The sequence below is a fragment of the Pseudoalteromonas sp. NEC-BIFX-2020_002 genome (assembly GCF_013002825.1).
GTDB lineage: Bacteria > Pseudomonadota > Gammaproteobacteria > Enterobacterales > Alteromonadaceae > Pseudoalteromonas > Pseudoalteromonas neustonica.
This window is the reverse complement of record NZ_JABEPJ010000004.1, coordinates 132,672-153,625: the sequence shown is the minus strand read 5'-3', so window position 1 is coordinate 153,625 and position 20,954 is coordinate 132,672. Positions and strand designations below refer to the sequence as shown.

Sequence of the window (20,954 nt, the reverse complement as noted above, 5' to 3'; positions counted from 1 at the left end):
TTACTAAATCTACATAACGAAATAGACCGCTAAAAAGCGGTCTATTTAATCTCAAGAATCATCATCTTTACTTAAGCATTACAGCGTTGATTGCTTTCTTTTTTACTGCAAGCCAAACTACGCGCATACAAATCCAGAATGCCCTTCATTTGCTCTTCATTAAATTGCCAATTGTAGAAAGACTCAACCTTTCCAGATGCCAACTGAACTTTAAACTCAGTAATAATGCTATGTCGCTTAAAAGTAATGGCTGTTATTTCATCCGCATTAATATATTGCCGACCTAAAATACCAGAATAATAAATACCCGCTTTGTAGCAATGCAAAAATCGTAATTTCATTACATTAAACAAAGTAAGCACAAGAAAAGTGGGAATAATTACCATAGTAACTATTTTCAAATCCATTACAGCTACAACACTGTATGTTGTAACGAGGGCAAAAATAATTTTAATTGCTTGCAACATCCAGTTCGGACTTAATTTTACTATATTCATATTAAGGCTCTTTTGTTTGCACCCTCTTCTGAGGAAGGTTTCCTTTTTTATTAATAGTTAAAAACTATAAATCAGAAGAGAATTTTACCCTTATAGAAACAGGTACACAAGAGCATTTACACTACCTTTTACCTAGACCTAAAGTATTTATTCTAAGCCGTTAATAAGCCACAAGTTAATTAATTATCTTTTTTAAAAGCGAATCTCTAAAAATGAACTAGCTCAATCCTTTTAGTTGAACATATTAAAAACTATTAAACTAAAGTTCCAATAATCAACAAGTGAAGAAAAAAAATCAAGAAAAAGAGTTTCTCAAAAAAAAGTTGTACCAATCGTGTTAAGTTAATGGCCATTTATAGCGAAAGATAAATACAGTGATAACAAGGCAGAAATTTTGACATGGTGTTATTCTCGGCCATTGCTCCTGCATTGCTCTACCTCCTGCATCCATGCAGTCGTACATGAAAAACTTATAACGCTGTTAGCGCTTTATTTAGCCCGCTAGAATGGTTAAATATTTTTAGTGTTAGGCAATAAAAAACCCGCAACAAGTGCGGGTTTTTTCAAAGATTTAAAAGGCTAATTACTTAGCAGCTTTTTTCTCTTTTTCTGCAGCGATTACTGTATCAGCTACGCTTTGTGGACACGGTGCATAGTGTGAGAACTCCATAGAGAACTGACCACGACCTGACGTCATTGTACGTAGTGTACCGATGTAACCGAACATTTCTGATAACGGAACATCAGCTTTAATACGGATACCAGTTAAACCAGCTTCTTGGTCTTTCATCATACCACGACGACGGTTAAGGTCACCGATTACGTCACCAACGTGATCTTCTGGTGTGAACACGTCAACTTTCATGATTGGCTCAAGAAGTTGTGCGCCCGCTTTAGGGATCGACTGACGGAAAGCGCCTTTAGCAGCGATTTCGAATGCGATTGCAGATGAATCCACGGCATGGAAACCACCGTCGAAAAGTTCAACTTCAACGTCAAGTACTGGGAAGCCAGCTAGAACACCTTCGTTCATCATTGACTTAAAGCCTTTCTCAACTGCAGGCCAGAATTCTTTAGGTACGTTACCACCAACAACTGATGATTTAAACGTGAAGCCTGAAGCAATTTCACCTGGCTTGATGCGGTAGTCGATTTTACCGAACTGACCAGAACCACCAGATTGTTTCTTATGCGTGTAGCTATCTTCGATTTCACGAGTGATAGTTTCACGGTAAGCAACCTGTGGTTGACCAACGATAAGGTCTACGCCGTAAGTACGCTTAAGGATATCAACTTTGATATCTAAGTGAAGCTCACCCATACCTTTAAGGATAGTTTCGCCTGAATCTTCATCAGTCTCAACTTGGAAAGATGGATCTTCTGCAACCATTTTACCGATAGCAACACCCATTTTCTCATTACCGCCTTTATCTTTAGGCTGTACAGCAATCGAGATTACTGGAGTTGGGAATACCATTGGCTCAAGTGTTACTGGGTGCTTAGGATCACATAAAGTGTGACCAGTTTGCACGTTTTTCATGCCTACGATAGCAATGATGTCACCAGCTTGTGCGCTAGTTAATTCGTTACGGTCATCTGCTTGCATCTCAACCATACGGCCAACACGCTCAGTTTTACCAGTAAACGCGTTAAGGATAGTGTCACCCTTATTTAGTTTACCAGAGTAGATACGTACGAATGTTAATGCACCAAAACGGTCATCCATGATTTTGAATGCTAACGCTTTGAATGGTTCATCAGTAGATACTACTGCGAACTCGCCATTTTCATTACCTTCTTCATCCATAAGAGGTTGAGGATCAACTTCTGTAGGAGACGGTAAGTAATCAACAACAGCGTCAAGAATTAGTTGCATACCTTTGTTCTTGAAAGCAGAACCACAGTATGTAGGGAAGAAAGCAAGGTCACGAGTACCTTTACGGATACAACGCTTGATATCTTCAAGAGAAGGCGCTTCACCTTCCATGTATGCTTCAAGAAGTTCGTCGTCTTGCTCTAAAGCAGTTTCAACAAGCATTTCATAGTATTCGTCAGTTTTCTCTACCATGTCTGCTGGAACGTCTGTGATCTCGTAGTTCTCTGGAAGACCAGTGTCATCCCAAACGTATGCTTTTTTAGTTAGAACATCTACAACACCAACAAACTCATCTTCGATACCGATTGGTAACGTCATGATTAGTGGGTTTGCACCAAGTACTTTACGTACTTGCTCAGTTACACGGTAAAAATCAGCACCCATACGGTCTAATTTATTTACGAAAATAACACGTGCAACTTCTGATTCGTTAGCATAACGCCAGTTAGTTTCTGATTGTGGCTCAACACCACCAGAACCACAGAATACACCGATGCCGCCATCAAGTACTTTTAGTGAACGGTATACTTCAACTGTGAAGTCAACGTGTCCAGGAGTATCGATAACGTTAAAACGGTGATCTTTCCAGAAACAGCTTACAGCCGCAGACTGGATAGTAATACCGCGCTCAGCTTCTTGTTCCATGAAGTCAGTTGTTGATTCACCATCATGAACCTCACCAGTTTTATGGATTTGACCAGTAAGCTTTAGGATACGCTCAGTAGTCGTGGTCTTACCCGCATCAACGTGCGCGAAAATACCAATGTTTCTGTACTTCGATAAATCTGCCATTATTTTACTCTTAATAAAGTCGAAAAATTATTCGGCGGGAGTATAGCATTACTTATAGCGAACATCACCATACATGTCGCTTAAAATGCAATCAATTTTATAATATTTCACTTTCTATGGGTTTTGAAGCCAATAGCTACACTAAAGCCGTGCTTTTTAGCCGTTTTGAGCATCCCTAAAAAAGCATTGGCGACCCTTCACATAGGTAGCTTGAATACTGAAATCATTTTTTAAAACAGCAAAGTCAGCCTGTTTACCACTCGCTAAAGAACCAACTTGGCTTTCAATATTAAGAAATTGTGCAGGGACAATACTGGCCATATTTATCGCTTCACGTAGTTCAACGCTGCCTAATAGGTGCATATTTTTAACAGCGCGTTCCAGCGTTAGCGTACTACCAGCCAAAGAGCCCGATGCCGTTCTCGCCACGCCATCGTGAACAAAAACATCCATTTTACCTAATTTATATTGTCCATCAATTAAACCACCTGCATTAATACAATCACTGATCAACGCGATTTTTTGCGGGCCTTTGAGTCTATAAATTAACTTTAAAATAGTAGGATGAATATGCACACCATCAGCAATAACCTCCACCAGCGCATTGTCATCCATTAATACCGCCCCCGCGCAACCTGGATCGCGATGGTGAATGCCGCGCATGCCGTTAAATACATGCACACCACCACATGCACCATGCCCAAGCGCCTGCTGCGTTTGTTCATAAGTGGCATCACAATGACCTAACATCACTCTAACACCTTGTGCTGTAAGGTATTGGATCAGCGTATTGGCACCGGGTTTTTCAGGTGCTAATGCCACCACCTTTAAGCTACCGTTGGCCGCCTTAATCATCGCTTCTAAATGCGGCTGCGATAATTCTAAAAAATAATCTTGGTTATGCGCACCTTTATGTATTTCACTAAAAAACAAGCCTTCGCTATACCCCCCCAAAACCTGTGCACCACTAGGTTGCTGCGTATATGCTTGGCCAATTATAGCCATCGCATTAAGGGTTTGTTGCCAGTCAGTCGTTACCGTTGTCGCTAAAAACCCCGTCACTCCATGCTCTGCAAGTGAGCATGAAATTGTTTCAATGCTACTCATTTTACAATCAATGACATCGCAGCCCTCGCGACCATGAATGTGTAAATCAATTAAACCGGGAATAATCGCAGCATCACCGTAATCATGAATTGGCACATCCGCTTTGGGGCTTTCTGTAAAGTCACTAATACGACCATTATCAATTAACATTAGGTGGTCTTTCAGTACGGTCTCTTGGCAATATATAGTCTCTGCCTTAACGTAAAAGACTGGCTCAGTCATGATAATACTCCAACTTGCGCTTTAGCTAAAATTGCAGCGCCACGGGCACCGCTAGCATCACCAAACTCAGCTAACACAATTTTTGGCACGCGAATATCAGCAAAAACATACGGTACTATTGCCTCTTCTAAGTTACTTACTAGCTCGTTAACTAATGACATACCACCACCGATCACAATTACCTCAGGGTCATACGCCATAATGATTGCCGCAAAGGTACTCCCCATTAAATCCAAGTAACATGCAAAGCTCTGCTGACAAAATACATCGCCTTTTCGTAAGCCTTCCACAATTTCAAAGGTGGTGAGTTCTTTTCCTGAAAAGTGCCAATGGATTCGCGCTAACCCGGGGCCAGCGATATAACTTTCAACACATCCGGTTAAACCACAGCCACATTTTAAAATAGGCAACTGGTATTTTTGTTGTAGCACTGCTGAAAGTGAATAATGCCCATATTCGCCAGCAATACCTTGCGCACTTTTGTACAGCTCACCATCAATGCATAACCCGCCACCGGCCCCAGTACCAATAATTGCACCAAACACACGAGTATGTTGTAAACCAATCGTGCTTTTTGCTTCAGAAAGTGCAAAACAGCGGCAATCATTTTCAATGGCGACAGGCCGGTTTATTAATTTTGCTAAATCTTGCGCTGCATTTTGACCTGTTGCATGAGGAACATTCGCGGATAAAACCTCTTGGTTCGCATTAATAATACCTGGCATGCCAATACCTACTGCACCACAGCACTGATATTTATGATCTGCACTTGAAATCATTTCCACTAACGCAGTTAAAAAATCTTGGTAACTCGTTTGCGGTGTTGCAATACGCCGTGACCCTAGTTGTTTTAATGAAGCGTCAAATACCGCAAGTTCAATTTTACTGCCGCCAATATCAATGCCATAAATATACTGCTTAGTCATTAATATCACCTTGTGAGAATGGATAAATAGTCACCCCTTGCACCACTCGGTTTACCTCACCGGTTGGACATGGGTTATCTACCGTAATACCTAGTTGCCACGCTTTATAGAAGGATATTATTTGTGCGCACACCATATAATACAGGCCATTAAAGACATCATCTAACTGCTCAGCAGAGGCCTCACTTGGCAAGGTTAATGTATGCACTGCAATCGCTTTATTATCGCTTTGCAGCTCATTAAGTAGGTCAATATCATATTGTTTTGTATAGTTATTATTTGAACCAAATAAGACGATTAACGTTTTGTCATCAACCAATGATTTTGGCCCATGGCGAAAACCAAGTGGAGATTCAAAATACCCCATTACTTGGCCTGCACTTAACTCCAATAGCTTTAACGCCGATTCTTGCGCATACCCTTTTAATGACCCAGCCCCTAAATACACCAGCCGATGCATTGGCAACTCAGCCAACTCTTTTAATTGAGTTAACTTGCTCGGAATATTTTTATCAATACTGTCAGCCATCGTTAAAACGGCATTATCCACATCGCTAAATACCGCTAAGCTTGCCACCAGCATCGACGTAAAACTACTGGTCATTGCAAAGCTTTGGTCAAGTGTTTGTGTTGGCATCAATAACGAGAAATAGTGCTCATCCTGCGCCGCTTGCTTATTCAGTGCGCCATCAGGGTTACAGGTAATAAATAAATGAGCACAGTGTTTTACATAGTTATTCACTACACCAACAGCAGCAACACTTTCAGGGCTATTACCTGAGCGTGCAAAAGAGACCAATAACGTTGGCCTATTTTTTTGTAAATACTGCTGCGGGCAAGCCACTAGCTCGGTGCTACTAATACTGAGACATGGAATATCTAACTGTTGGTTTAAGTAACCAACAACCGCCTCGCCAACATACGCAGAGGTACCGGCCCCAGTAAAAACTATTTGCGCATTAGGCTTATCCAACACATTTGCAAGCCAAGCATCTAATTGCTTGCGTACAGCACTTACCAAGCTGAGTGTTTCTCGCCAGCAGCCACTTTGCTGCATGATTTCTTTTGCTGTCCATGCACTATTTCTAGCTTCTAAAAGCGTTTCATCAATTGCTAAATAACTCGACATTGCTACCTCACTTACGTCTATTATTGTTTAAAGCACGCATCTGCGTAGCGACTGGTTACTTGCATTATGTGATGAAGTACCAAAGATTTAGGGTTGTTCTGAAGTGTTTTATTACGTACAGCTAGATACTGTAACGGCATATACTGGCTTAGTAGAGGCAAGGGGATCGGCTGTTTTTGTAAGTTACTAAATAGCGTTTCAACCGCATTTTTATTGCCTTGCTGGCCCCAATAATAACGAATACGATCACTAAAGCTAAAGCGGCGATATAGCTGCTGCAGTGATTGTTCGACTTGATAAAAACGCTGCCAGTTTTTTGGAAACTGCTGCATATCGGCATCAACTACAGTGCGTAAATGCGAGCACTGTTCAGTACCTATGAGCGCATCTTCAATATGGCTTAATGCAAATAAAGCTTCACGTAGTGCAAATGTAAGCTCAGGGCCTACTTTTAAAATCGCGAAATGGTCATTCACTAGCTGCTGATATCCCACCGGCGTTTGGTAATCCGTTGAATGCGCCTCAAAGGCAATACCTTCAACGGTTGTTATGTACTGTTTTAGTTGCTGTGCTTTACTGCTGTCGTAATCAAATACTTGGGTATTATCAAATTCAACCCCCGGCTGCACAACTAATCCCACTACACGCTGCCATGCAGATGATAAACCGAGCTGTAAAAATGCATCGTGATGCAGCGCTAAGGTACTTGCAACATGGGCAGTTTGCGTAACAGCGAGCGTGTCAATATGCTCATCTGCTCCACCTGGTGGGGGGACTTCAGTGCCTATCACGTACACCAAATCACTGTGACCAAATGTATCAACGGCTGTTTTTTCAGCCACAGCACACAACTGCGCCGCACGTATTGCCACCGTTTCATCTGCTAAAATTGCGTCGTCATCAGCGCAGCGCATACTGGTATCTAGGTGGATTTTTTTGAACCCTGCCGCCACATAACCAGCAATTAACTGCTCAGCCTTTTGCATCGCTGATCCAGCATCCTCGTCACACCAACACACTGGGCCTAAATGATCTCCACCTAGGATCAGTTTATCGACCGCAAACCCCTGCTCTGTCGCTAGCTGCTCAACAAATGCTATAAAATCAGTAGGCAACATGCCGGTATAACCGCCAAATTGATTAACCTGATTAGCAGTCGCTTCTATTAGTAGGTAACTGCTGTCTTGCTTGGCTTGCAATATGGCGGCTTCAAGCACCAATGGATGCGCCGAACACACGGCATAAATACCTTGTTTTTCACCGCGTTTATTCGCTGCGATTAATTGCTGTAATATCGTCATTGCAAGCCTCTATGTTGGTTAATCTTTTGTAGTTATGACTAAAGTCAAAGGTCAATTATGTGTAGCTGTACACCCGCATTCTCGATGGCCGTTTTAATCTCAGCTGGAATGCCACTGTCTGTTATCAATACATTTACTTCACTGGCGGCTATAATTTTATGCACGCCTTTACGGTTAAATTTACTGGAATCGGTAACAACAATGATCTCTCGCGATACTTCGCACATCACTCTGTTTAATAAGGCTTCCAATTCAAAATGCGTCGTGATCCCCACATCTTTTTCAAAACCATCAACACCTAAAATCAACTTATCAAAGTGGTACTGCTGTAAATGCTGCTCAGCTTGGCGACCATAAAATGACAATGATTTTTTACGTAGCGTGCCACCAGTCATTAATACTTCAACGGATGGTGCATTCAACAGCGAATGTGCGACATTCAACCCGTTAGTCATCACCACGACACCATGGTGATTGGTTAAATTTTTAGCGACCTCTTCCGTTGTGGTCCCTGAATCTAAAATGATCGATTCACCATCTTTAATTAAGCTTGCAGCAAATTTGCCTAGCCGCTCTTTAATTCCGCGATTTGCGTCATGCTTCTCTTTTAATGACAACTCTTGCGTAAGGCGATTACTCATCACAGCACCACCGCGAGAGCGCACCAACAAACCTTTTTCATCCAATTCATTTAAATCATTTCGAATAGTAACCGTCGATACGCCAAACAGCTGAGCAAGCTCAGGAACCTGTACGCGTTCTTGCTTGCAAACTAATTGCACAATTTCATGACGTCTTTCGATAGTGTTAAGCATGCCCGCTCTCTTTCATTATTTACTTTCATTCATTGTACTCAGCTTTCACTTACTTTCAATTTAATTTATTTACATTTTTTATTTATTAACAATAAATAACAACAAACAATTGAATTAAAACAACTTAAATGCAAATTAAAATTACACACCGCCACAAATGAAAGTAAATGAAAGATTTTTATCTTGCTTTGATGTTTTCTTGGGTGTACAAATAAAAGCCTACGAAAGCGAATTCACAAATAATAAATATATAAGGGCAATGTCATGGGCGATCTCAACCGTAGACGGTTTTTACAATCAATGGCCGCAATTGCAGCAACAAGCGCAGCTTTAGGCTGTGCTTCGACAGTAAATCCCAAATCAATACTCAGAACGCCGCAACAAGGACGTTCAACCCTTGGCTTAACAGTGCCAAAAATGGATGTAGTAAGAGTGGGCTTTATTGGGGTTGGTGAACGCGGAGTTGGCGCTGTAAAACATTTTTGTCATCTTGATGGCGTTGAGATAAAAGCTATTTGTGACACCCATCAAGCCGTAGTAGACAGAGCTGTGAAAGTTGTTGTTGATAAAGGCTTTAAAAAACCAGATACCTACGGTAAAAGTGACCTCGATTATAGGCGTATGTTAGAACGCCAAGACATTGATATTGTCATTATTTCAACACCGTGGCAATGGCACACCCCCATGGCTGTCGATACCATGGAAAGCGGTAAACACGCTTTTGTTGAAGTGCCCGCAGCCGTTACCGTTGAAGAAGCATGGCAGCTTGTTAATACCTCTGAGCGCACACAAAAAAATTGCATGATGTTAGAAAATGTTTGCTACGGCCGTGACGAGCTCATGGTGCTTAATATGGTTCGCCAAGGCGTTTTTGGAGAGTTATTGCACGGTGAAGCGGCGTACATTCATGAACTTCGCTGGCAGATGAAAGAAATTGATCATAAAACAGGTTCTTGGCGCACCCCTTGGCACGCAGCTGTTGATGGTAATTTATACCCAACTCATGGTTTAGGCCCAGTGTCCCAGTATATGAATATTAACCGTGGCGACCGTTTTGACTATATAAGCTCAATGAGCTCGCCATCATTAGGGCGCGCCGCCTACGCTAAAAAAGAATTTCCCGCAGATCATAGCCGCAATAAGCTTAACTACATTGCGGGTGATATGAACACCAGCATTATCAAAACAGTAAAAGGTCGTAGCATTATGGTGCAACACGACACCACCACGCCACGCCCTTACTCTCGTCACAACCTAATTCAAGGCACTAACGGCGCATTTGCAGGCTTTCCAAATCGGATCGCACTTGAGCAAGGTGGCAGTAAAAGCTACCACGAGTGGGATTACGACATGGCTGATTGGTATAACAAATACGATCACCCGCTCTGGCAAAAAATGGGCGCTGAGGCTGAACGTAACGGCGGCCATGGCGGCATGGACTTTTTAATGTTTTGGCGCATTGTGTTTTGCCTGCGCAACGGCGAACCACTTGATCAAGATGTGTATGACGCAGCCGCATGGTCTGCTGTTTTCCCATTATCAGTAGAGTCTGTCGCTGATCGTAGTAACAGCAAGGACTTCCCTGATTTCACTCGCGGCCTTTGGCAGCAAGCAAAGCCACTTGGCATTATTTCGTGATTTCCCCCAAGCGTACTGGAAAAAGACACCCAACACGCTTGGTAATAAACCAATAAAAAATAACCATCAACAAGTAAAATACAGGTAACTATTATGAAAGCACAATTAAAACTGTCCACCCTGTTTTTGTCCATGAGTGCCATTTTCAGTGGTGCTACGCTGGCTGCTGAAGAAGACAAAAAAAAGGAAAAAGAAGCCGAGACCGAGCAGGTAGAAGTAATCGAAGTCAGAGGTGTTCGCTCAAGTATTAAGGAATCCCTGTATTTAAAACAACAAGCCGTTGGGGTTATGGATGCCATAGTAGCAGAGGATATTGGTAAGTTTCCCGATCAAAATATTGCAGAGGCACTGCAACGGATGACGGGGATTGCGATTACCCGTAACGGTGGCGAGGGCCAAAATGTTACCGTGCGAGGTTTAGGTGGTGACTATAACGTAACCACCGTTAATGGTCGGCGCATGGCATCAGAGCATTCCAGCCGTAACTTTAATTTTGACTTAATAGCCCCTGAAATAGTCCAATCCCTCGAAGTATATAAATCCCCACAAAGTAAAACACAAGAAGGCGGCATTGGCTCTGTCATCAATATCAAAACCCGTAAACCTCTCGATTTAGACGGTTTTACTTTATCTGGCAGTGCAAAAGGTATTTATGAAGAGCGTACGGGTGATATAAATCCACAAGCATCCTTTTTGATTAGCGATACTTTTTTTGACGATACCTTTGGCGCATTATTTACCGCGGTTTATTCTGAGCGTACTCAACGAGCAGATTCTTATGAAGGCCAAGGGTTTTATGATCCAGACGAAAATGTAGACGTTCGTATTCCAATCGATAGCAATGGTAACGGTATACTTGAAGATAACGAGCAATCATATCCCTCGATCATTCCAGGCTACGTACGTTATTCAAACTGGCAAGATACCCGTGAACGCCTTGGCGCAAGCCTAGCGCTACAATGGCGCCCCTCTGACAAGTTTGATGTGAACTTTGATAGCATGTACTCACAGTACGAAACCAATGGCGAACAATATCAGATTTCATTTGTCACCTATGACGAATCATGGACTCCCGGCATTCCGGCAATCGGTGAAGTAAAATTTAATGATGATGGCAATGCAAATTACGTAGAGTTAGTTGATGGCGCAATGGCAGAACTGCTTAATGTATCTGTACCGCGTAATACCGATACATGGCAATGGGGCTTTAATACAGTTTGGTATGCCACAGAAAGCTTAACGGTTGATTTAGATATTTCACAATCACAAGCAAAAAATGTGAGTAACGGTAATAACCGCTTTATTGTTGCGCGTGGCTTTGTTGATGGTATCACTATCGACCAAACCGGCAGTAATATGCTACCAGATGTAACAATGACACCAGCGCTTAGTTCTGAGCAACCTTTTGGCGCACATTACAGCTACAACTCCGGCACTGATGTTAAAGACAAAATCGAAGAAGTACGCCTAGCAGCAACTTACATCCCTTCGTTTGAACTCGTCAAAGATGTGCAATTTGGTCTACATTACGGTAAACAAACTAAAGAGCGCAGCGTGTTTAAATCTAAAAATGCCTCCATGTTTAGTAACGGCGGCGCTTACTTTAAAAACTCTGAATACGATAGCTTTGATGACTCAAGTGTAGAAGAGCTTGGCGGCTTAAATTTATTCCGCTTACCTGCTGATGTATTAGTCCCTGCTAATTTTGATAACTTCTTAGATGGCGAACCCGGCAAACACCCTGATCCATGGGCCAGCTTTGATTACGACAAGCTGTATGCTTTTTATGAAACAATCAACCCACAAGCAGCTCAAGATAAAATTGTTGCAAAAAACAGCCCTAAAGATTCATTTGCACTAACAGAGCAAACCCTAGCCGCCTTTGTTGAAACAAACCTACAAGGCGATTTAGGCAAATTACCGTTTGCACTAAACATGGGCGTACGAGTTATTAAAACCGACGTCACATCGGATGGTTACACCTTTGATGTTGAAAATGTTCGCTATAATGTGACTGAAAAAGATGGCGCATTAAGCTACCGTGTTGATGGTGATATTGACGATTATTATGCACGCTCAACCACAGAAGAAAGCTACACGGATGTACTGCCTAGCTTAAACTTCAAACTTAATTTACGCGATGATTTATTGTACCGCTTTAGTGCCGCAAAAGTGATCACACGGCCAAACCTTGGTTACTTATCACCGTACAGTTATTTAGATTTTAATAATGCTGAATACCATGCCTCTAACCCAGGTATCAAACCACTGAGAGCAAATCAGATTGATACCACTATTGAATGGTACTTCTCTGATTATGGCGCACTCACATTTGCAGCTTATTATAAAGACATAGAGTCTGTCATAGCCCGTGGCCGTGTAGGCACAGCACAAGTAGGTAATTACTTTAAAGATGGCGTTGCAGTAGACGGCCCTATTTTTACTAAAATTTCACCTACATCAGAAAAAGGCGCAACCATTTTAGGCTTTGAAACAGCTTATCAACAATCTTTTGATGAAATACTCCCAGCCCCCTTTGATGGCTTAGGCGTACAAGTAAACTATACTTTTACAGATAGTAGCTATGACGATGAAGAATTAAACGACCTTCCTTTTGTAGGAATGTCTGAGCATTCGTATAACGCGGTTATTTATTATGAGAAAGGTGATTACCAAACGCGTATTGCTTATAACTGGCGCGACGATTACCTTGTATACCCAGACGCATGGGGCGGCCCAGAGTGGGCGGCTGATTATGGTCAATTTGATTTTAGTGCTAGCTACAACATTACTGAAAAAATGCGCGTTGATTTAAGCGTAACTAACTTAACAAACGAACGACAATGGTCGTATGTTAAAACTGAAGAACAAATTCGTCGCTTGGCGCGCTATGGTCGCTCGATTAGCTTGGGCTTTTCGGCATCATTTTAAGCTGATTAGCGCCGTTTATCGGCGCTTTTTTTATGGAACACACTATGAGATTTTTACTACTTGTTGCCTCATTAATAGGGAGCTTATTTTCTCCCTTTGTAACGGCGACTCAAACCACTGACTACTTCATTCCCAGTTATGGCAATAGTGCCACCAGCCATAGCATTAAAGAAAACAAAGAACTTATCAGCGATGAAGGGATTACGCATTGGCAAGACCCCACAATACCAATAAATCACTACTTTTACCTGCCAACAAAAACCCCTTTTAATTTAAAATTACGTGTAAAAGTGACCGATGGCAACAGTCAATTAAAAGTCGACTTTAATCAGCACAGCCAAATTATTAAACTCACAAACCAACAATTTCAAGACATCGATCTTGGGAAGTTCAACCCAGCTGATGTCGGCTATCAGCAACTCACGCTTAGCGGGTTAACTCGCAGCAGCAACAACACCTTTGCTGATATTCAAGGGGTTATTGTCACGCTAAATAAAGACGCTGCTGCCCCTTTATATGTAAAAGATGATATTTATTGGGGTCGTCGTGGGCCATCTGTGCATTTAAACTACCCAGTAGCTGATACCACTAAAAACTATCAATGGTTTTATTCAGAGCTGACTGTGCCACAAGGTTACGATAAGCAAGGTTCTTATTTTATGGCCAATGGTTTTGCAGAAGGCTACTTTGGCATTCAAGTTAATTCAGCCACTGAACGGCGCGTATTATTTTCAGTGTGGAGTCCTTTTCATACCGATGACCCTGCTGCTATCCCTGTTGAAATGAGAGTTCAACTCTTAGCAAAAGGCAACAATGTATACACAGGTAAATTTGGTAACGAAGGCTCTGGGGGTCAAAGTTACCTCGTTTTCCCATGGCAAGCAGAGCAAACCTATCGCTTTTTACTTAAAGTTAATCCGACTAAAAATCTTGCCAATCATACTGATTACAGCGCCTACTTTTATGATCCTATTGCTGCAAAATGGCTATTTATCGCATCATTTAGACGCCCAAGTACCAATACATATGTAACAAGACCACACAGCTTTTTAGAAAACTTTATCCCTGATGCAGGCCAGTTTGAACGCAAAGCGCTTTATAGCAATCAATGGCTTAGAGACACCCAAGGCCAGTGGCATGCACTAACTAAAGCACGTTTTACCTATGATGCAACCGCCGCTAAAAAATCGAGAATGGACTATCAAGGTGGCACTGAGAATACGGGGTTTTACTTACGCAACACCGGCTTTTTTACAGGACCTACTAAATTACACAGCGAATTTGAACGCCCAGTGAGTCAAGCGCCTGAGGTAAACTTAAACGCCTTGCCTAACAATTAAAGTTATTTCAACGTCGCGTTTTGTCCAATCCGCATATTTGTCGCTCCTTCAAGCGGCAAATATACTATAGTACGTAATCGACAACTGGCCTTACACGAATGTTTACAATCGATTTTCCTGACGCCCGGTTACAAGCAAATACTGTGTCACTTAAAAATAAAAACACGATAAAATTAATAGTTTTTTCATTATTTTTCTTAATTTTGTTAGAAGGAGACAGGTCTGCAAACTATAAGACCTGTCCTTGAGATTTCATAAAAGGCAAAATGCAAGACCTGACCCTAACACTTTTTTAGTAGCTTTCGAACCATTCATAAGGCGAGACTATCCCCCAAGCCCAGTCACCGAAAAAAAATAAAAAAGCAGCTGAAAAAATAATAATTACAATTATTAGTATTATTATTAAATTTAAAAAAGCCAATCTGGTTCCTTTAAGCCTAGTTATAACCTCAATAAAAAAAGAAACAGAGCCAAATAGTAAAACGACTATTATCAAACCTATTAATTTTGAAAGCTCTTGCTTTTCAAATATAAATTCAGTTACTAGTAACCAAATTAAAAAATAGAGCGCTGAAATATCGAGTACTAAAGTTAAGTCTGTATTTTTCTCTAAAAATAATGAATCAAATTTATCCGTCGCTAACAAGTATATAAACACAACAAAAAACTTTAAGTAAAAGCTAATTGAATAACCGATCTCAAACTTATCAAAATTTAAAAGGTATAAATCAGCCAATAAAAAAAGCGATATAACTAAAACTGATTGTAATATCGCACTTTTGTTAAAGAAATCAGGTCGACTATTCAATTACATACTTCCCATCTAGTCTAACTTTCATTCTTGGCTTTCCAGAACCCATTAAAGGTATTTTCATTCCTTTTCCCTTAAAAAACCTTGAACTTTGCATTACTGCGGAGCTAAATCTATCAAACTAGTTGGTCGGACAGTTGCATTTGTTAATGTGGTAATCTCTCCGACTAAGCCAAACACTGCCGATCTTTCAGTTCGCGACATAAATGATAATCGCCCAACTCCTTTTCCTATTAAACCAGCTCCTGAATAAACTGCTGATGCAGTAATAGCTGTATCTATGAAAGCATTATAAACATTACTTTGACTTTCCAAGTAGTTACTTCTAATAGCGGCTAAACCAATACTAAAATCAGGTAAATGATCGTTAATCTCATTTTTAAAAGCACTCCAATTATCACCACCTAATATACTTGATACGTCCAAATCACTAGCTAAATCTTTTATACTTTGCAAAGTAGCATGATATAATTCTGGATTTCTCTGCATTTCAGCAATTTGTTTGCCATCAACCGAAAATCCATTCTGAGGCGCACTTCCTGGTGAAGTTGACCCCCTGCCTCCTGAATTACTTGGTTTATTAGCTCCTTCCTCTACTGTAAGTGAAGGTGTTTCATTTCCACCATCAGTCTTGGTGGTAGCTTGCTCTTTAGGAGACTCTGAAGACTCGGGTACACACCCAGCTCCCGCTGCCATATTCAACATACAATTAACAGCGGCCCCTTTTGCAAAGCTTTTTGCAAACCCACCCGCAAAGTTGGCCATGGCTGTCCCACCACCATCTATCGCCTGAGCAATCCCTATCGCCATTTTCGCATAACCATAATACTCATAAGCCGTCAATATACCACCTATTACCGTGGCTGCTGCCCCTGTGACTATGCCATTGGCAATCGCTGCTTGTAATGCCCAAACCACCAAGGTCGCAAAAATATACCCACTTGGATCTGTTTTATTCAGCGGGTTATTCACCACGTACGAGTAACGGTTTAAGTTTTGAATGTTCTCTGGTGCTTGCACCATGGGATCTGCTTGTAAGAAGCGCCCAAGAATAGGGTCATAAATTCGCCCACCCATGTGTACCAGCCCAACTTCGTCCATTTGCTCGTGACCGGTATAACCACGTAAGGTGATTTTACTGGTAAATTTCGCTTGGTCGCTGAAATCCCTTGCCCATGTTTTGGCATCACGGCGCGCACCAAACACATCAAAGCTCATGGTTTGCTCAAGCTTACCATTGGCATCAGCAATCACATGGGTTGAACCTAAGTGGTCGTCTAGCATGTAGCGAGTGGTGGCTTGGTTATTAACCGAAATCAAGGGGGCAAATAAGCTTTTTAGTTTTTAAGTAAAGGCAAAAAGAAAAAGCTGACCCCATTATTTCAAACCATCGTGCATATTCACACCAATCGACGTCATTACTGGATGTATAGTCATATTTAAAGTGAGTTTAAAAAGTAACAACACTTGGTTTTTTGAATAAAAAGATCAAGAAAACACAGCTGCCTGCTTGACCGGAACTTTCTAATGGGTGACCCTATTCACTCTTTTTCCTATTTCTAAAAGCTTAATCTATGCTTCAAAACATCCATATTTAGATATAACCAGGCTGTTACTTGAAAACTTTCTGTACTCACTATTTATTTTCACAACTTCCATAAGCGAAACTATATACTCCTCTTCTGAAATGGTTAATTTATAAATTTTCTCTATTGGGATATCAATAATGAAGATTTCACCGGCTTTAATTTCAACTTCGAAAGGAGTTATTTTTTCATGATGTTTTAAAAAAATTTTCATGAATATAAGCAAGCTATTACCAGTGTTAATGGCTTGCTTATATTCATCGTATTTAAATAAAGCTAACCCACTGAAATCAGTATTGAATCTTATTTTTCTTGAATCTTTTAAATTGTTATTACTGTAGCCTACTAATAAATTAAATTCTTCATTTTCAAAGTTACAGCTTAAATTGACTTTAACATCGACTGCCCTACTTTTAGCACAAGATAAACATGTGAATATCATCAAAGTTACAATAGCTAGTTTTTTAATCAACATAATTTTTCCCCATCATACTATGTTCTAAAACATAAGGGTTGTGCCTCAAATGAGAAATAGCAGACACTCTTTCTCTCGGTGAAAACGATCTATGTGCTACAGAATTAAGAACCTTTATATCCTTAATCCTTGAGCCAAAACTGGTATCTCCATTATGCACATGACCATAATCAAAACTTGGTAAATGTGATACTTCATGAATAATTGTAGTTTGAGGAACATCACCATATCGAAGGTTACTCTTAAAGTAATTGTTAGAAAACCCGATTTGAGTAGAGCCAGCCTCAGCAAAGTCACTACCTCCAGTCTTATAATGATAGAAGTCATCTCTTCCCATAGAATTCATTTTAGAAACCATACCTTCTAGATCTTTAGAAAGACTCTCAGCAACTGAAGCAAATGCCTCCGCATCCATGTCCATACTCGCATTATAACCATAGTTATACGCAATTCGTTTGTAATCCGCAGAAGTTGGATCTTTGAGTGCTTCTATCATATTTTTAGCATTTTTAGTATTTGTTTTAATATCCTTCTGAACCGTGTCCCACTCTTTATCCGATAGCTTTCTTCTGTGCTTAGCGCAAAATAAACTAGACCGAAATAAACTAGACAGCCACTTTAATAGAACAAACACAGCTGCTCCTTTAAATTTACTTTTTAGGTTATGAGTTTATCTTTTACTGCTGCGTTACTTTCATTTCACCCATTAAATGAGTTACTTGTCCTCTTAAGCTTAAATTGCACGCATGAAAATGACTGCATAGTTGCAGTTTTAACTTTTTACTGGGGACTTTTAACTTTATGCCAGCAACTTTTCGCAGTTACCTATATTTGCTCGCCGTTTTCTGTGTAGATTTTCACAGTAACTTTCTTATGAAGATGCCCTGCCTACTACGCCATGAAATACGCGCGTAAATTGCGTGGTCAATTTTAACCAGTTTTCTGGGGAAATATTGACTCTTTCTAGTAAAGGTAAATGTGTGCTTTCAATATACCCACGTTTACCTTCTCGTATACAACGTCCAGCAAGCAAAGCGCCAGAGATTAACCTAAGCCGCTTTGCCACATCACTAACCCATTTTATAGCAACGTTCAGGCCGACCAATACTGCCATAGCTTTGGTCGGCGCTGACTTGTTCAGCCTCTAGTAAATATTCAAGATAACGCCTTGCTGTAGAGCGACTCACTCCCACTAAATCGCCCATTTGCTGGGCAGTAAATGGTGTTTTTTGATTATTTTTAAATGCATCCATAATCTTTTTCAGCGTAAGCTGATCAACCCCTTTAGGGAGCCTTACCACCGCTTTACTTTGCTCATTTGAGCCAAATAACGTATCCACCATAGATTGCGTGACTTCGTCTGCGTCTGATAGGCAACGTTGACGCGCTTCAAAACGCGCCAATGCTTGATCAAGGCGATTGAGCATCAGCGGCTTAACTAAAAAGTCACAGGCACCAAGCTGCATGGCCTTTTCAAGAGTTTCGACTTCTTTGGCTGCAGTAAGCAACATAACATCACTTTTTATTGCACGTCGGCGTAAGTCACTTAATAACTCAAGGCCATTGCCATCTGGTAAATGAATATCGAGTAGAATAAGGTCTGGCTCTATCGCATGCAACAAGGCCGTTGCCGTGCTTAGGTTTGCAGCAATACCCACAACCTGATACTGGCCTTGACGCTGGCTTTGCCTTGCAGCTTGATTACCCGCCACACCATTTGGTAGCAATAAATATTGCGCCAAAAGTTGTGCGACTTCTATTTCATCTTCGATGATAACTACTGAATATGTCATTGTTTATTACTCATTTTTAGCATTGCTAATGTGCCGCATTTAGTTTTATTATTATTTGCTTTACCACGGCTTGTTACCCTAAATTACGTTATTTAGGAATATAAACGCTTAGTCGTGCGCCTTTTAAATCTGATTCACCAATTTCTAAACTCCCCCCACAGGAGTCCAAATTGGTCTTTACTAAATATAAACCAATACCGTGTTCTGCCCCGGCTTTAGAGCTGTATTGTGGCGTAAATATCACTTCGTGATCATCGCCAACACCAAAACCACTGTCTTCTACATCGAATAACAGCGTTTTACTGGTTTCATCAACGGTCACTCTTACATACGGTGTGCGTTCGTTACTTGCTCTAATTGCCGCATCAATGGCGTTATCGATCAAATTACCCAGTATTGATACCACTCGTTCGAGCATCTCGGTACGGGCTATTGCACCGAGTAGACTATCTGGGTTTAATTCCAACGTAACATTGAGTTCGCGCGCTTTGTGGTATTTGCCCACCAACAAACCTGCGAGCACGGGGTCTTGAATATGCTCTAACAAATGGTGTATTTGTGCTTGCGAGCCTTGACTTTCTTGGCCGATCAGCTCAATTGCCTCATCGCTCTTTCCCATTTGGATCAGTGCGCCAATTAAATTTAATTTGTTTGAATAGTCGTGTGTTTGTACACGTAAAAGCTCTGCAAACGCTTGTACCTTAGTCAATTGCTGACTTAAATACTCCAGCTCATCGGCAGGACGCAATGTTAATAATATGCCATCTGCCTGACCTTGTACTTGCAATGAAAACCGCGACAATACTAAACGTTTATCCGCTGCAAACAGTTCAAAACCAACCATTTTACGACGTTGATTACGCAGCAAGAACTCAGCATGCTCAGGGAGTAAGTCACTTAGCATTAAATCTTGATTTATACAGGCGGTAGGTTTGTCTAAAATCTCGCAAGCTCTTTGGGTTAATTTGCGCACTCGACCATCGGGGTCTAGAGCTATGACACCGCTGCGCATGGTGTTTAAAATGGCATCTTGCTCTGAGAATAACCGCGCAATTTCGTCAGGTTGTAAACCAAATATGGCATTTCTAACGCGCCGCCCAATAAGCACCGCCGCTATAATGCTCAAAATAACCAGTAAAACTCCCCAAATCATCACCTCTACAATGCGTTCTTGAATCAAAGGTTCAATCGATTGCACCAAGAAACCAACCGACACCAACCCGATAATATCCCCCTGCGCATCATACACAGGCACCTTGCCACGAATTGACTCTCCCAAACTCCCTTTAGCAATAGAGATATAACGCTCTCCCTGCAAGGCCGCTTGGCTATCACCACCAACCATGCGCTTACCGAGTTTATTGCTATCTGGGTGAACAACTCGATGGGCATTTTTATCGCCTATAACAATAAAATCTGCGCCAGTGAGCTGGCGCAGATTTTCGATCTCTTGATTGATAGCGGTTAATTTTTGCGGATTATTTAATGCTTGAACAACATTGTTGCTCGCAGCAATACTGGTCGCCACCGCAAGGGCTTTATCACCTATGTGGTCGTTTAAGCTTTGCGCGGTAATCTGATACACCAATCCACCAAACATCAATGCTTGAAGTACGCACAACCCGGTTACCCAAATAATTAATCGCGTTTCTAAGCGCTTGGGCTTTTTAACCATGCTTTGCAATGGATTTAGTTTTTTGGTGTATTTCATCATT

16 protein-coding genes and 1 pseudogene are annotated in these 20,954 nt (G+C 41.1%); 3 read left to right on the top strand and 14 right to left on the bottom strand.

The window, feature by feature from the left end; all coding sequences use genetic code 11:
• Positions 1-71: 71 nt before the first annotated feature.
• The 7 genes from HJP15_RS06610 to agaR all read right to left on the bottom strand — a co-directional run bounded on the left by HJP15_RS06610 (position 72) and on the right by agaR (position 8,665).
• Positions 72-497, bottom strand: coding sequence for a hypothetical protein (locus HJP15_RS06610; RefSeq protein ID WP_054205306.1), 426 nt, complete (start codon positions 495-497; stop codon positions 72-74).
• 583 nt (positions 498-1,080) lie between these two features.
• Positions 1,081-3,165, bottom strand: coding sequence for an elongation factor G (gene fusA, locus HJP15_RS06605; protein ID WP_170173307.1), 2,085 nt, complete (start codon positions 3,163-3,165; stop codon positions 1,081-1,083).
• Positions 3,166-3,321: 156 nt separating this feature from the next.
• On the bottom strand, positions 3,322-4,494 hold the full coding sequence (nagA, locus tag HJP15_RS06600; RefSeq protein ID WP_170173306.1) for an N-acetylglucosamine-6-phosphate deacetylase: 1,173 nt from the start codon (positions 4,492-4,494) through the stop codon (positions 3,322-3,324).
• Positions 4,491-5,420 carry an ROK family protein gene (locus tag HJP15_RS06595; RefSeq protein WP_170173305.1) on the bottom strand — a complete coding sequence of 310 codons (930 nt, stop codon included), beginning with the start codon at positions 5,418-5,420 and terminating at the stop codon, positions 4,491-4,493. The genes nagA and HJP15_RS06595 overlap by 4 nt, the downstream gene beginning before the upstream one ends.
• Positions 5,413-6,549: an SIS domain-containing protein gene (locus HJP15_RS06590; protein WP_170173304.1), complete on the bottom strand. Its 1,137-nt coding sequence runs from the start codon at positions 6,547-6,549 to the stop codon at positions 5,413-5,415. The genes HJP15_RS06595 and HJP15_RS06590 overlap by 8 nt, the downstream gene beginning before the upstream one ends.
• A gap of 20 nt (positions 6,550-6,569) precedes the next feature.
• Complete coding sequence (locus HJP15_RS06585; RefSeq protein WP_170173303.1) at positions 6,570-7,850, bottom strand: D-tagatose-bisphosphate aldolase, class II, non-catalytic subunit; 1,281 nt, start codon at positions 7,848-7,850, stop codon at positions 6,570-6,572.
• Positions 7,851-7,894: 44 nt separating this feature from the next.
• Positions 7,895-8,665, bottom strand: coding sequence for a transcriptional repressor AgaR (agaR, locus tag HJP15_RS06580; protein WP_054205312.1), 771 nt, complete (start codon positions 8,663-8,665; stop codon positions 7,895-7,897).
• Between the two features lie 264 nt (positions 8,666-8,929).
• On the opposite strand from agaR, the gene HJP15_RS06575 reads away from it, so the two are divergent.
• The 3 genes from HJP15_RS06575 (at position 8,930) to HJP15_RS06565 (ending at position 14,574) form a co-directional block, all read left to right on the top strand.
• Entirely contained in the window at positions 8,930-10,303 is a 1,374-nt protein-coding gene (locus HJP15_RS06575; RefSeq protein ID WP_054205313.1) for a Gfo/Idh/MocA family protein, read from the top strand.
• Positions 10,304-10,396: 93 nt separating this feature from the next.
• Entirely contained in the window at positions 10,397-13,234 is a 2,838-nt protein-coding gene (locus HJP15_RS06570) for a TonB-dependent receptor (protein WP_170173302.1), read from the top strand.
• A gap of 44 nt (positions 13,235-13,278) precedes the next feature.
• Positions 13,279-14,574, top strand: coding sequence for a DUF3472 domain-containing protein (locus HJP15_RS06565; RefSeq protein ID WP_249365805.1), 1,296 nt, complete (start codon positions 13,279-13,281; stop codon positions 14,572-14,574).
• A 292-nt stretch (positions 14,575-14,866) separates the two neighbouring features.
• On the opposite strand, the gene HJP15_RS06560 is transcribed toward HJP15_RS06565, so the two are convergent.
• From HJP15_RS06560 to HJP15_RS06530, 7 genes and pseudogenes are all read right to left on the bottom strand, one after another.
• Entirely contained in the window at positions 14,867-15,382 is a 516-nt protein-coding gene (locus HJP15_RS06560; protein WP_064435643.1) for a hypothetical protein, read from the bottom strand.
• Between the two features lie 99 nt (positions 15,383-15,481).
• Positions 15,482-16,705 (bottom strand): RHS repeat domain-containing protein, encoded by a 1,224-nt coding sequence (locus HJP15_RS06555; protein WP_170173300.1) that lies wholly within the window; start codon positions 16,703-16,705, stop codon positions 15,482-15,484.
• A 252-nt stretch (positions 16,706-16,957) separates the two neighbouring features.
• Positions 16,958-17,446, bottom strand: coding sequence for a hypothetical protein (locus HJP15_RS06550; protein ID WP_054454387.1), 489 nt, complete (start codon positions 17,444-17,446; stop codon positions 16,958-16,960).
• Positions 17,436-18,080: a hypothetical protein gene (locus tag HJP15_RS06545; RefSeq protein ID WP_170173299.1), complete on the bottom strand. Its 645-nt coding sequence runs from the start codon at positions 18,078-18,080 to the stop codon at positions 17,436-17,438. The genes HJP15_RS06550 and HJP15_RS06545 overlap by 11 nt, the downstream gene beginning before the upstream one ends.
• Positions 18,081-18,245: 165 nt before the next feature.
• A pseudogene (locus tag HJP15_RS06540) lies at positions 18,246-18,476 on the bottom strand (hypothetical protein); the annotation flags it as partial.
• 40 nt (positions 18,477-18,516) lie between these two features.
• Positions 18,517-19,239 (bottom strand): response regulator, encoded by a 723-nt coding sequence (locus HJP15_RS06535; RefSeq protein ID WP_054205883.1) that lies wholly within the window; start codon positions 19,237-19,239, stop codon positions 18,517-18,519.
• Positions 19,240-19,327: 88 nt separating this feature from the next.
• Positions 19,328-20,950 (bottom strand): ATP-binding protein, encoded by a 1,623-nt coding sequence (locus HJP15_RS06530; protein WP_054454393.1) that lies wholly within the window; start codon positions 20,948-20,950, stop codon positions 19,328-19,330.
• Positions 20,951-20,954: the final 4 nt, after the last annotated feature.